Annotated in this window: 11 protein-coding genes; 8 read left to right on the plus strand and 3 right to left on the minus strand. The window is 71.3% G+C overall.

The features are described from left to right. Nucleotides 1-49: 49 nt before the first annotated feature. Together ilvD and AC07DO_RS14760 are read left to right on the plus strand one after the other, a co-directional pair. Complete coding sequence (ilvD, locus tag AC07DO_RS14755) at nucleotides 50-1,903, plus strand: dihydroxy-acid dehydratase (RefSeq protein WP_479059688.1); 1,854 nt, start codon at nucleotides 50-52, stop codon at nucleotides 1,901-1,903. Nucleotides 1,904-2,007: 104 nt separating this feature from the next. After that, nucleotides 2,008-2,355: an SH3 domain-containing protein gene (locus AC07DO_RS14760; RefSeq protein WP_479059690.1), complete on the plus strand. Its 348-nt coding sequence runs from the start codon at nucleotides 2,008-2,010 to the stop codon at nucleotides 2,353-2,355. 93 nt (nucleotides 2,356-2,448) lie between these two features. Here AC07DO_RS14760 and AC07DO_RS14765 read toward each other — a convergent pair whose 3' ends face one another. Then, nucleotides 2,449-4,767 carry a protein kinase domain-containing protein gene (locus AC07DO_RS14765; protein ID WP_479059692.1) on the minus strand — a complete coding sequence of 773 codons (2,319 nt, stop codon included), beginning with the start codon at nucleotides 4,765-4,767 and terminating at the stop codon, nucleotides 2,449-2,451. A gap of 148 nt (nucleotides 4,768-4,915) precedes the next feature. Between AC07DO_RS14765 and AC07DO_RS14770 the strand changes: the two genes are divergently transcribed. The 5 genes from AC07DO_RS14770 to proC all read left to right on the plus strand — a co-directional run bounded on the left by AC07DO_RS14770 (nucleotide 4,916) and on the right by proC (nucleotide 9,171). Beyond that, on the plus strand, nucleotides 4,916-5,449 hold the full coding sequence (locus AC07DO_RS14770; protein WP_479059694.1) for an EamA/RhaT family transporter: 534 nt from the start codon (nucleotides 4,916-4,918) through the stop codon (nucleotides 5,447-5,449). Between the two features lie 237 nt (nucleotides 5,450-5,686). After that, entirely contained in the window at nucleotides 5,687-6,457 is a 771-nt protein-coding gene (locus AC07DO_RS14775) for a class I SAM-dependent methyltransferase (protein WP_479059696.1), read from the plus strand. Nucleotides 6,458-6,520: 63 nt separating this feature from the next. Further along, nucleotides 6,521-7,498 carry an ABC transporter ATP-binding protein gene (locus AC07DO_RS14780; RefSeq protein WP_479059698.1) on the plus strand — a complete coding sequence of 326 codons (978 nt, stop codon included), beginning with the start codon at nucleotides 6,521-6,523 and terminating at the stop codon, nucleotides 7,496-7,498. Further along, the gene (locus tag AC07DO_RS14785; protein ID WP_479059700.1) at nucleotides 7,495-8,232 is read left to right on the plus strand and encodes an ABC transporter permease; all 738 of its coding nucleotides are present in this window, start codon (nucleotides 7,495-7,497) and stop codon (nucleotides 8,230-8,232) included. Before AC07DO_RS14780 ends, AC07DO_RS14785 begins: the two co-directional genes overlap by 4 nt. 114 nt (nucleotides 8,233-8,346) lie before the next feature. Beyond that, entirely contained in the window at nucleotides 8,347-9,171 is an 825-nt protein-coding gene (proC, locus tag AC07DO_RS14790) for a pyrroline-5-carboxylate reductase (protein ID WP_479059701.1), read from the plus strand. 5 nt (nucleotides 9,172-9,176) lie between these two features. Here the strand turns inward: proC and AC07DO_RS14795 are convergent, their stop codons facing one another. After that, nucleotides 9,177-9,764 carry a cysteine hydrolase family protein gene (locus AC07DO_RS14795; RefSeq protein ID WP_479059703.1) on the minus strand — a complete coding sequence of 196 codons (588 nt, stop codon included), beginning with the start codon at nucleotides 9,762-9,764 and terminating at the stop codon, nucleotides 9,177-9,179. Nucleotides 9,765-9,838: 74 nt separating this feature from the next. Between AC07DO_RS14795 and AC07DO_RS14800 the strand changes: the two genes are divergently transcribed. Further along, entirely contained in the window at nucleotides 9,839-10,828 is a 990-nt protein-coding gene (locus tag AC07DO_RS14800) for a GlxA family transcriptional regulator (RefSeq protein ID WP_479059705.1), read from the plus strand. Here AC07DO_RS14800 and trpS read toward each other — a convergent pair. Next, complete coding sequence (gene trpS, locus AC07DO_RS14805; RefSeq protein ID WP_479059706.1) at nucleotides 10,783-11,793, minus strand: tryptophan--tRNA ligase; 1,011 nt, start codon at nucleotides 11,791-11,793, stop codon at nucleotides 10,783-10,785. The genes AC07DO_RS14800 and trpS overlap by 46 nt on opposite strands. Nucleotides 11,794-12,418: the final 625 nt, after the last annotated feature.

Consider the following 12,418-nt stretch of genomic DNA (forward strand, 5'->3'; position numbering starts at 1 on the left):
TCCGTATACCGCCGGAAATCCCTGCCATTCCCTGAAGGAGCGAGCGACCATGCCCGAGCTCAGGTCCCGCACAGTCACCCACGGCCGCAACATGGCGGGCGCCCGCGCCCTTATGCGCGCCTCCGGTGTACCCGGGGCCGACATCGGGCGGAAGCCGATCATCGCCGTGGCCAACTCCTTCACGGAGTTCGTCCCCGGCCACACGCACCTGCAGCCGGTCGGCCGCATCGTCTCCGACGCGATCCGCGAGGCGGGCGGCATCCCGCGCGAGTTCAACACCATCGCCGTGGACGACGGCATCGCGATGGGCCACGGCGGCATGCTGTACTCGCTGCCCTCCCGCGACCTGATCGCGGACTCCGTGGAGTACATGGTCGAGGCCCACTGCGCCGACGCCCTGATCTGCATCTCCAACTGCGACAAGATCACCCCCGGCATGCTGATGGCCGCCCTGCGCCTCAACATCCCGACGGTCTTCGTCTCCGGCGGCCCGATGGAGGCCGGCAAGGCCACCCTGGTCGACGGCACGGTCCGCAAGCTCGACCTGGTCAACGCGATCAGCGACGCCGTCGACGAGAGCATCTCGGACGAGGACATCCTCCGTATCGAGGAGAACGCCTGCCCGACCTGCGGCTCCTGTTCCGGCATGTTCACCGCCAACTCGATGAACTGCCTGACCGAGGCCATCGGCCTCTCCCTGCCGGGCAACGGCTCGGTCCTCGCCACGCACACCGCCCGCAAGGCGCTGTACGAGAAGGCCGGGCAAACGGTCGTCGACATCACCAAGCGGTACTACGACGGCGACGACGCCTCCGTCCTGCCCCGCAACATCGCCACCCACGCGGCCTTCGAGAACGCCATGGCCCTCGACATCGCCATGGGCGGCTCGACGAACACGATCCTGCACCTGCTCGCCGCGGCCCGCGAGGCCGAGGTCGACTACGACCTGAACGACATCGACGCCGTCTCGCGCCGCGTCCCCTGCCTCGCCAAGGTCGCGCCGAACGTCGCTCCCACGACGACGTACTACATGGAGGACGTGCACCGCGCCGGCGGCATCCCCGCGATCCTCGGCGAGCTGTACCGCGGCGGCCTCCTCAACGAGGACGTGCACACCGTCCACTCCCCGTCCATCAAGGAGTGGCTGGACACCTGGGACATCCGCTCCGGCGCCGCCTCCGAGGAGGCGAACGAGATGTGGCACGCGGCGCCCGGCTGCAAGCGCTCCGCCGAGGCCTTCTCGCAGTCCGAGCGCTGGGACACCCTCGACACGGACGCCGCGGGCGGCTGCATCCGCGACGTCGCGCACGCCTACTCCAAGGACGGCGGTCTCGGCGTCCTCAAGGGCAACATCGCCGTGGACGGCTGCGTCGTGAAGACCGCGGGCGTCGACGAGTCGATCTGGACCTTCGAGGGTCCTGCCGTCGTCTGCGACTCACAGGAAGAGGCCGTCGAGAAGATCCTCAACAAGGTCGTGAAGGACGGCGACGTGGTCGTCATCCGCTACGAGGGCCCCAAGGGCGGCCCCGGCATGCAGGAGATGCTCTACCCGACCTCCTTCCTGAAGGGCCGCGGTCTCGGCAAGACCTGCGCCCTGGTCACCGACGGCCGCTTCTCCGGCGGTACGTCGGGTCTGTCCATCGGCCACGCCTCGCCCGAGGCGGCGGCCGGCGGCACGATCGCGCTCGTCGAGGACGGCGACCGCATCCGCATCGACATCCCCGGCCGCTCGATCGAACTCCTCGTCCCCGAGGAGGAGCTGACCGCCCGCCGCGCGGCGCTCGGCGGCGTGTACGCGCCCAAGGCCCGCGAGCGCAAGGTCTCCGCGGCCCTGCGCGCGTACGCGGCGATGGCGACCAGCGCCGACAAGGGCGCGGTCCGGGACGTGTCGAAGCTCGGCTGAGCACGGGGCCGACACACGGAAACCTTTTGGGGCGCGGGCGCGTCCTTGGTGTGAGACATGCACCGAGGGCGCGCCCGCGCCCTCGTGTACGGGGGGAGAGCACTGTGAGCGAGAACGTCATGGCGCCGGAAGCGGACGGGGCGGTTGGGACGGTCGGGGCTGTCGGGGCGGCCGAGCCCGTCGGGCCGGAGGGGGCCGTCAAGGCACAGGCCGCGAGGAGCTACGCGATCGTCGCGGACGTCAACGTCCGTTCCGGCCCGGGCACGTCGTACCGCAAGGTCGGCCGTCTCAGCGCGGGTTCACGCGTCACCATCGCCTGCCAGAAACCGGGCGAGACGGTGACGGGCCCGACCGGCACGTCGAAGATCTGGGACCGCATCGGCAGCGGCCGGTACGTCTCGGACACGTACGTCCGCACGGGCAGCGGCGGGTACGTGGCACCGCGCTGCTGATACCCGGCCCTGGTCCTGGTCCTGGCCCTGGTCCCGGAGTCCGGCCGGACGTCAGCGTTCAGCCGGACTCCCGTGTTCAGCCAGGGTTCGGTATCAGCCGGACTTCGGCGGCTTCGTCGCGTCGAAGGCGAACACCGTGTTCTTGGCGGCCGCCACGACCACCACGCCTCCCTCGACGCTCACGCGCGGACTTGCGCCCACCTCGCCCGCGAGGCCGTCGGCCCGCGGGTTCGTGGACCACCGCTGCACGCCCTTGCGGGAGGTGAGCGCGGCGACGCGGCCGCTGGCCGAGCTGAAGTACAGCATCCCGTTGCCGTTGCCGTTGCCGTTGCCGTTGCCGTCCCCGGACACCGGCCCGGACAGGCCCTCCACGCCCGTCTGCCGGGACCACTTCTTCCTGCCGGTCGCCGGGTCGAGCGCGGTGACGAGCCCGGTCTGCCCGGTCACGAAGACGGTGCCGTCCGCCATCCCGGGCGTCCCGTCGTACGTCTTCGGGAGCCGCGTGTACGTGGCCCCGCCGGAGTCCCGGCCCACCCGCGTCACCCCGTCGTAGCCCACCAGCGCGGGCCCTTCGCGACGCTCGTGCAGAAGGACGAGGCTGCCGCCCGAGGTACCGACCGGCACGGCGGGCCCCCGGACGGCGACGGGCTTGCCGAGGCTCCCCGACGCGAGGTCGACGAGGCGCAGGTCCGGATGGCGCACATCGGTCGCGGCCAGCTCGGCGCGCGGCGCGCACATCGCGTACAGCCGCGTGCCCGCCGTGACCGGGGCGCACTGCCTGCCGGCGGGGAACGGCTGCTTCCAGGCGACCTTTCCGCTGTGCGCCTGCCGCGCCTCGAACCGGCTGTTGGACGCGTCGATCGTCACGACGGTCGAGCCGACGACCACGGCGTCCTGGGTACGGTTCGTCACGGCCGTCGACTGGGCGCCGGACGGCACCGACCACAGTTCCTTGCCCTTGTCCGCGTCGATGGCGACCACTTCGGTGGCGGGGTTGACGGGGTCGTCCTGGGCGGCGAGGCGGTAGCCGAGCACGGTGTCGCCGGTGACTCCCACCATGTGCATGCCCTGCGTGGGCACGCCGGGGCTTTTCTCCGTCCAGACGCGGGAGCCGTCGGAGAGCCTGATCCGCGTGGCGACGACACCGCCGCCCCCGCAGAACAGCGCGTCCCCGCGTGCCTCGCAGCGCAGCTCGTCCGGGATGTCGGCCCGGCCGCCCGGCACGGTCTTGCGCCACGGCTCGAACCCGCCGGGCAGCCGCGCCCCGGCGGCCGCGATGTCACGGCCCTGGTCCCCGGCGCTGGGCCCGTCCGAGTCGCCCGCCCGCAGCACGGCGACCCCGCCGCCGATGGCGGCGACGGCGAGGGCGGCGGCCAGCGCGGGACGCCAACGACGGCGCAGCCGACGCCCGAGGAAGGTCCCGGTCCCTGTCCCTGTCCCTGTCCCGGTTCCGGTCTCCGTGGAGTCCGGGACAGCCGTGGGCACCGAAGCGGCCACCGAAGTGGGCGCCGGAGTGTCGTCGTCCGCCGACAGATGGTGCTGCGTGTCGGTCTCCCGCGTGCGGCGCGGGCCCGCGGCTGCGGCCGGATCCGTCGTACCGCCGAGATCGGCCGGCAGATCCCGCAGCCGTACGAGAAGTTCGTCCGCGGAGGGCCGGTCCTCGGGATCCTTCGCGAGACACGGCTCGACCACCTGCCGCAGGGCGTCCGGCACGTCACCCAGCGACGGCGGCTCGTGCACGACTTGATACGCCGTCATGTACGGGCTGTCCGCGTCGAAGGGCCCCTGCCCGGTCGCCGCGTACACCAGCAGCGTGGCCAGCGAGAAGACGTCGGAGCGCGGCCCGACACCGCGCGGCGTCTGCAACTGCTCGGGCGACATGAACGGCGGCGTGCCGATCACCCGGCCCGTCATCGTCAGCGTCTGCTGGTCCGCGGCGCGCGAGATGCCGAAGTCGATGACCCGGGGGCCCTCGGGGGAGAGGACCACATTGGACGGTTTGAGGTCCCGGTGCACGACGCCGGCGCGGTGGATGTCGCGCAGCGCCTCGGTGAGCCCGATGGCCAGCCTGCGCAGCTCGGCGCCGCCGATCGGACCCTGCTCGGCGATGCGCTGGGCGAGGGTGCGGCCCTCGATGAACGTGGTCGCCATCCAGGGGTGCTCGGCCTCGGGATCGGCGTCGATGACGGCCGCGGTGAAGGCGCCGCTGACCCGGCGGGCCGCGGCGACCTCCTGCCGGAAGCGGATCCTGAACTCGTCGTCGTCCGCGAACTGCTGGTGGATCAGCTTGATCGCGACGGGACGGCCGGACGCCGTGCGCGCCAGGAAGACCGTGCCCATGCCACCCGAACCGAGACGTGCCTCGAGCGGGTATCCCCCGATTTCCTCCGGATCTCCGCCACGGAGCGTCATGCTCACCGACCTCCCCCGCGTTCACCGATGCAACGTTTCGCTGCCCAAACTAGCGGCCGGGCCGTGCGCCCTGGCAAGGCGGGGGACGAATAGGGCGTGCCTGTACGCGCGCCGAGGGATCCGTGGGGCGGCAGGCGATAATCGACAGGTGACTGAAGACCCCGCCCCCCAGACGCCCCCAGGCGCAGCCACGACCTCCGGCCCCGCCCGCGGCACGGCGCCCGGCCCGCGGCCGGAGCCACTCCGCTTCTTCGGGACGACCTGGGTGGCCCACGACGGCGGCTACGGCGCCCGCCGCGTCGGCGTGGCCCTCGGCTCGCTCGTGGCGGCGGCCGCGGGCTGCTTCGTGCTGCGCTTCGCCTACGAGGGGCTGGCCATCGCGGCCGTCGGCACGTTCGTGAACCTCCTCGTCGTCGTGATGTTCGCGATCTGCAGCGCCCTCGCCTTCCGCCGCACCTGGGAGGGGTTCACCCGCCGCCACGACCCGGCGTCCCAGTCGTCGACACGCGGCCTGATGACCATCGGCTTCGTCGGCACGCTCCTCGCGTACTTCTTCCGCTCCCTCTCGGAGGCCCCGGGCGAGAAGCTGCACCGCGAGGAGTACGAGGCGGCACGCGACCAGTACGAGAAGCGCACGGCCCGCCGCACACGCAACCCCTCCCGCAAAAACCCCAACCGCTGACCTCCGCCCCACCGGGTCGCGCCATCAGCCCGTGCCGGAGTTGCTCCTCTGCCAGGGGGGGGCGTGCCGGGGTGGCTTCGCGCCGGTGTGGCTGCGTGCCGGGGTTGGCCCGTATTGATTTGGCGCCGCACCAGGCGGGCCCCGACGGCCCGCCAGGGACCACAATCCCCTGATGGCCCCCGAACGGCCCCCGGCGGCCCCTGGCGGGACACACCCCCCGCGCGCCACGATCCCCACATGACTGCCGCCCCCTCGCGCGCCCACTCCTTCAACGCGGCCGCCGCCCAGTACGCGGCCTACCGCCCCTCCTATCCACCCGCCCTCTTCGACGCCCTGGAACGCCTGGCGGGCCGCCCCCTCGCCCGCGCCCGCGTCGTGGACGTCGGCGCGGGCACCGGAATCGCCACCGCCCTGCTCGCCGGGCGCGGCGCGAACGTCCTCGCGGTCGAGCCGGGGGGCGGCATGGCGGACCAGTTCCGCCGCACGCTCCCGCACATCCCCCTCGTACGCGGCGACGGCAACGCCCTGCCCCTGGCCGACGGATCGGCCGACTTCCTCACGTACGCCCAGGCCTGGCACTGGACCGACCAGGAACGCAGCGTCCCCGAGGCCCTGCGCGTCCTGCGTCCCGGCGGCGCCCTCGCCCTGTGGTGGAACTGCCAGGACCACTCGGACCCCGAGACGCCCTGGTTCGGCGAACAAGCCACCCGTATCGCCCACTTCCTGGGCGCGGACGACCAGGCCCACCGCACGCCCGACCGCGCGTCGGACCGCGTCGGCGACCTGACGACCGCCCTCGACTTCCACCGCGACCGACTCCACTGGAGCCGCCGCGTCCCGCTCGACGACCACCTCGCCAACATCGCCACGCACTCCGCGTTCCTGGTCCTCGACGAGCGGCGCACGGCGGCCTTCCTCGCGGAGGAGCGCGCAGAGCTCCTGAAGGTCTTCCCGGACGCGACGGTCGAGGAGCGCTACGCGGTGGACCTACTGGTGGCGACCCCCTGATCCCTCCCGACACCCGACCGGATCGGGTTGACGGTCCCGACCGCCGGGAGGATTATTCATCGCATGATGAATAAGAGGAGCCCGGCGGTCGGCCCCACGGCTTCGACGCCCCGCCCGGCCGACAATCCCCCGAACGCGACGAAGCCCGAACCGGCCCCGCCCGACACCGACTCACTGAAAACGGTCCTGCCAGAACCCGCCCTGCCAGGACCCGCCCTGCCAGAACCCGCCCTGCCAGGACCCGCCCCGGCAGAACACGCCCCGGCAGAAACCGGCACGGCCGCCGTCCTGGCCCGTGCCCTCACCGTCGTCCGAGGCCCCCGCACCGTCCTGCGCGGCCTCGACTTCACCGTCCCCCGAGGCCGGATCACCGGACTGCTCGGCCCCTCCGGCTGCGGCAAGTCCACCCTCATGCGCGCGATCGTCGGCACCCAGGCCAAGGTCACCGGCACCCTGCACGTCCTCGACCACCCCGCGGGCGCCCCCGCCCTCCGCTCCCGCGTCGGCTACGTCACCCAGAGCCCGTCCGTCTACGACGACCTCACCGTCCGCCAGAACCTCGACTACTTCGCCGCCGTCCTCGACCCCGGCACAGGCACCGCCGCCGACCGCCGCCGCGACCACGTCACCCGCGTACTCGACGACGTCGCCCTCACCTCGCACGCCGGCTCCCTCGCAGGACACCTCTCCGGCGGCCAGCGCAGCCGCGTCTCACTCGGCGTCGCCCTCCTCGGCGCCCCCGAACTCCTCGTGCTCGACGAACCGACCGTCGGCCTCGACCCCGTACTCCGCCGCGACCTGTGGCAGCTCTTCCACGCCATCGCCGCCGAGCGCGCCGCCACCCTCCTCGTCTCCTCCCACGTCATGGACGAGGCCGAACGCTGCCACCGCCTCCTCCTCATGCGGGACGGCGAACTCCTCGCCGACGACACCCCCGACGGCCTGCGCGCCCGCACCCACACCGACACCGTCGAAGAGGCCTTCCTCCACCTCGTGGACCAAGCGGACGCACGCCACACGGCCCCCAGGAGCACCCCATGAACGCCTACCGCACCTTCGCCACCGCCGCGCGAGTCCTGCGCCAGCTCCGCCACGACCCGCACTCCATCGCGCTGATGATCCTGGTCCCGTGCGTGATGCTGCTCCTCCTGCGCTACGTCTTCGACGGCAGCCCGCAGACCTTCGACTCCATCGGCGCCTCGCTCCTCGGCATCTTCCCGCTCATCACGATGTTCCTGGTCACCTCCATCGCCACCCTGCGCGAACGCACCTCCGGCACCCTCGAACGCCTCCTCGCCATGCCCCTCGGCAAGGGCGACCTCATCGCCGGCTACGCCCTCGCCTTCGGAGCCCTCGCCGTCATCCAGTCCGCCCTCGCCACGGGACTCGCACTCTGGGCCCTCGGCCTCGGCGTCACCGGCTCCGCCTGGCTGCTCCTCCTGATCGCCCTGCTCGACGCCCTCCTCGGCACCGCGCTCGGCCTCTTCGTGTCGGCCTTCGCCTCCTCCGAGTTCCAGGCCGTCCAGTTCATGCCGGCCGTGATCTTTCCCCAGCTCCTGCTCTGCGGCCTGTTCGCCGCACGCGACACCATGCAGCCGGTCCTGGAATGGACCTCCAACGCCCTGCCCATGTCGTACGCCGTCGACGGCATGAACCAGGTCCTCCACCACCCCGCCATCACCGGAGACTTCGTCCGCGACGTCGTCATCGTCGCCGGCAGCGCCCTCCTGGTCCTCGCGCTCGGCGCCGCCACCCTCCGCCGCCGCACGGCCTGACCCACCCCGCCCCCCCCACACATCGCGCATCCCGCCCACCGGACACCACCCCTGCCCCCGCCGCACCGATGCGAGGATGGCCCCCGGACGAAGCAACCCCGGAGGCCCCCGTTCATGAGCAGCAACACGAGCCAGAAAGTCGCAGTCCTCGGCACCGGAAAGATCGGTGAAGCCCTGCTCAGCGGCATGATCCGGGGCGGCTGGGCGCCCGCCGACCTCCTGGTCACCACCCGCCGCCAGGAACGCGCCGACGAACTCCGCACCCGCTACGGCGTCACCCCCGTCACCAACGCCGAAGCCGCCGAGCAGGCCGACACCCTGATCCTCGCCTGCAAGCCGCAGGACATGGCCAAGCTGCTCGACGAACTCGCCCCCCACGTCACCCCCGACCGCCTCGTCATCAGCGCCGCCGCCGGTATCACCACCGCCTTCATCGAAGAGCGCCTCACCGAGTCGACCCCCGTCGTCCGCGTCATGCCGAACACTCCGGTCCTCGTCGACGAGGGCATGTCCGTCATCTCGGCCGGCAGCCACGCATCGTCCGCCGCCCTGGCCCACGCGGAAGCCATCTTCGGCGCCGTCGGCAAGACCCTCCGCGTCCCCGAGACCCAGCAGGACGCCTGCACCGCCCTCTCCGGCTCGGGCCCCGCCTACTTCTACTTCCTCGTCGAAGCCATGACCGACGCCGGCATCCTCCTGGGCCTGCCCCGCGACAAGGCCCACGACCTCATCGTCCAGGCGGCGATCGGCGCGTCCGTGATGCTCCGCGACAGCGGCGAACACCCCGTGAAACTCCGCGAGAACGTCACGTCCCCCGCGGGCACCACGATCAACGCCATCCGCGAACTCGAGAACCACGGAGTGCGCGCCGCCCTCATCGCCGCCCTGGAAGCCGCCCGCGACCGCAGCCGCGAACTGGCCTCCGGCAACAACACCTGACGCGCCTACCGCGCGGCCGCACCCCGCACCGTCTCCGTGGTCACCACCTGCGCGAAGCCCCCACCGTGCAGGGAAACCGCCGTGCCCTGCGCCAGCTCCTCCGCCGTACGCCGCCAGCCGAAGGGCCCCGCCAGGTCGAAGGTGTACGTCGCGTCCAGCGCGAACACCACCTCGTACCCGAGGTTCCCTCCCATCCGCGCCGTCGTCTCCGCGCACATGTTGGTCTGGATCCCGGTCACCACGAACTGCGTGATCCCCTCGGCCTTGAACCAGGCGTCCAGATCCGGCGTCCCGTAGAAGGCCGAGTTCACGGTCTTTGCCACCAACAGCTCGGCCCCGGCCCCTTTCCCGCGCCGCTCCTCGACGTACTCCTTGAAGCCGTTGCCCACGTACCCCGGCCGCAGCGGCGACTCCGGCTTCGACGAGTCATGCCGTACGAAGACCACCGGCCGCCCCGTCGCCTGCCACACATCGATCAACGACGCGATGTTGTCGTCGGCCTCCGGATTGTTCCGCGTCCCCCAGAACTCCTCCTCCTCGAACCCCTTCTGTACGTCCACCACGACCAGTGCTGCGTTCTCCGCGATCTCCATGACCACGATGCTGCCGCCCCGCCGGGCACCGCCCCAGAGGCGCAGAAGTCAGCGATCGATGGTTTACTGCCACCGTGCCCGGCAGCCAGCGCATAGCCCTCCTGACCTTCCCCGGCATCCGCGCCTTCGACGTCTCCGTCATCACGGAGGTCTGGGGCGTCGATCGCACGGACCGGGGCGTCCCCCCTTTCGAGCTGCGCCGTGTAGCCGCCGACCGGAGCCCCGTCCCCATCAGGGGCGGCTTCACCCTCACCCCCGACCGCACCCTCGACTGGCTGACCGGCCTCACCGACGCCGACCTGGTCGTCGTCCCCGGCCTCGACGACCACGTCACCCCAGCGCCGCGCCCGGTCCTCGAAGCCCTCCGCACCGCACACGCCCGGGGCATCACGCTCGCCTCACTCTGCGGCGGCGCCTTCACCCTGGCCCAGGCAGGACTCCTCGACGGCCGCCGGGCCATCACCCACTGGAACCTCGTCGAGCAGTTCCGCGCGCACCATCCCCACGTGACCGTCGAACCCGACGCCCTCTTCATCGAGGACGACAACATCTGGACAGCCGCCGGCACCGCAGCGGGCATCGACCTCTGCCTCCACCTGGTCCGCACGGCCCACGGCTCGGAGGCGGCCGCGACCATCGCCCGATCGATGGTCACCGCCCCCTTCCGCTCCGGCACCCAGGCCCAGTTCATCGAGCACCCCACACCACGCGCCGACCGCGACGCCGATGTCCTCGCCTCCGTACGCGAACACGCCCTCCGGCACCTCCACGAACCGCTCACCGTCAGCGACCTCGCCGCCCGCGCGGGCATGTCGGCACGCTCCTTCGCCCGCCATTTCACGGCGGCCACCGGCACGACGCCGCTCCGCTGGCTCCTGGACCAGCGCATCGCGGCCGCGCAGAAACTCCTCGAACGAACCGACCTCCCCATGCCCGAGGTCGCCCGCCGCGCGGGCTTCGGCAGCGAGGTCACGATGCGCCAGCACTTCGCGTCGCGCCTCGCCACCAGCCCCCGCGCCTACCGCGCCTCGTTCACCGGCGGCAGCAGCCCGATCGCCCGATAGGCACCGTCCACCGTCGGCTTGGCCATGCCCCGCGCCCGCTCGGCCCCCCGCCGCAGCACCTCCTCCAAGTACCCGGGGTCCGCCGCGAGCTCCTTGTGCTGCTGCTGCACGGGCCTGAGCAGTTCCACCACGGCGTCCGCGGTGTCCTTCTTCAGCGCGCCGTACGACTCGTATGCACCGCTCAAGGCCTCCGGGTTCCCACCCAGACACGACGCGAGGATCTCCAGCAGGTTCGAGACCCCCGGCTTTGACTCGGGGTCGAACACGATCTCGGTGCCGCTGTCCGTGACGGCCCGCATGATCTTCTTGTGCACCACGTCCGGCTCGTCGAGCAGATAGACGATGCCGGCCCCGGCTTCGTGGGACTTGCCCATCTTCGACGTCGGGTCCTGCAGGTCCATGACCCGCGCGGCCACCTTGGGCGGCGTGGCCCGCGGTACGACGAAGGTCTGCCCGTAGCGCTGGTTGAACCGCACCGCCAGATCCCGCGTCAGCTCGACGTGCTGGGTCTGGTCCTCACCGACCGGCACCTCGTCCGCGTCGTACGCGAGGATGTCCGCCGCCATCAGCACGGGATAGGTGAGGAGCGACAGCCGTACGCTCCCGCCCCGCGCCCGCTCGAGCACGGACTTCTCCTTGTACTGGATCATCCGCCGCATCTCGCCGTCCGTCGCGACGCACTCCAGCAGATACGAGAGCCGGGCGTGCTCGTCCACATGACTCTGGACGAAGACGGTCGCCCGCTCGGGATCGATCCCCGACGCGAGCAGCAGCGTCGCCGCCTGCCGACTGAGCCTGCGCACCCGCCCGGGATCGTGGTCCACGGTCAGGGCGTGCAGGTCGACGATGCTGAAGAGGGAGTCGGCCCGGAACTGGTCGACCTCGGCCCACTGCCGGACGGCTCCCAGGTAGTTCCCCAAGGTCAGGTGCCCGGTCGGCTTGACCCCGCTGAAGATCCTCGTCATTACTCCGCCTCCTGGTCAGGACCGCCGGCCCGGCGACCGGGCTCCGGATCCTCCAGGGGGAGAAACGAGAAACGGCCGCCGAGGCGGCGGCCGTTGAGTACATGCGTATGTACGGCCGCCGTCAGGCGGCCCACCACAGTTGGGCGTACGCACGTGTAGTCACGTCACCCAGAGTAGACCTGACGGAGGCCCGTCGTCATGAGTTGACACTCCGAGGGCGGCTACGTAGTGTTCTCCGAGTTGCCCGACGTGAGCGTCGACCACATGGTCGGTCCCCGGGCAGCCATTCCGCAAGAACCATTACAACGATCGACGTCGTGCTCCCTGTTGGGTTCCGCCTTCGACTCGTTTTCATGCGTATTTGCGAAATGAGGAATCGGCGTTCGAAAGGACGCCCCCGATTAGGTCGGGAGCCAAGGTTCCGCTAAAGTCTCACTCGTCGGAACGGCCCAACAGCCGCAAAGACAACCCCCTCTGACTGGGAGTCAGGCCCGAAAGGATCTGATAGAGTCGGAGCCGCCGGAAAGGGAAACGCGAAAGCCGAAAGGCCGGAGCGGGAACCGGAAAGGCACCGAGGAAATCGGACACGAAAGAGTCTGATAGAGTCGGAAACGCAAGAACAAAA

The organism is Streptomyces sp. NPDC045678 (assembly GCF_056432085.1).

Excerpts from the sequence above, each read along its gene's own strand:
- ilvD (WP_479059688.1), top strand. The coding sequence starts at position 50 with ATGCCCGAGCTCAGGTCCCGCACAGTCACCCACGGCCGCAACATGGCG.
- AC07DO_RS14780 (WP_479059698.1), top strand. The coding sequence starts at position 6,521 with ATGATGAATAAGAGGAGCCCGGCGGTCGGCCCCACGGCTTCGACGCCC.
- AC07DO_RS14775 (WP_479059696.1), top strand. The coding sequence starts at position 5,687 with ATGACTGCCGCCCCCTCGCGCGCCCACTCCTTCAACGCGGCCGCCGCC.
- proC (WP_479059701.1), top strand. The coding sequence starts at position 8,347 with ATGAGCAGCAACACGAGCCAGAAAGTCGCAGTCCTCGGCACCGGAAAG.
- AC07DO_RS14765 (WP_479059692.1), bottom strand. The coding sequence starts at position 4,767 with ATGACGCTCCGTGGCGGAGATCCGGAGGAAATCGGGGGATACCCGCTC.
- AC07DO_RS14785 (WP_479059700.1), top strand. The coding sequence starts at position 7,495 with ATGAACGCCTACCGCACCTTCGCCACCGCCGCGCGAGTCCTGCGCCAG.
- AC07DO_RS14795 (WP_479059703.1), bottom strand. The coding sequence starts at position 9,764 with ATGGAGATCGCGGAGAACGCAGCACTGGTCGTGGTGGACGTACAGAAG.
- trpS (WP_479059706.1), bottom strand. The coding sequence starts at position 11,793 with ATGACGAGGATCTTCAGCGGGGTCAAGCCGACCGGGCACCTGACCTTG.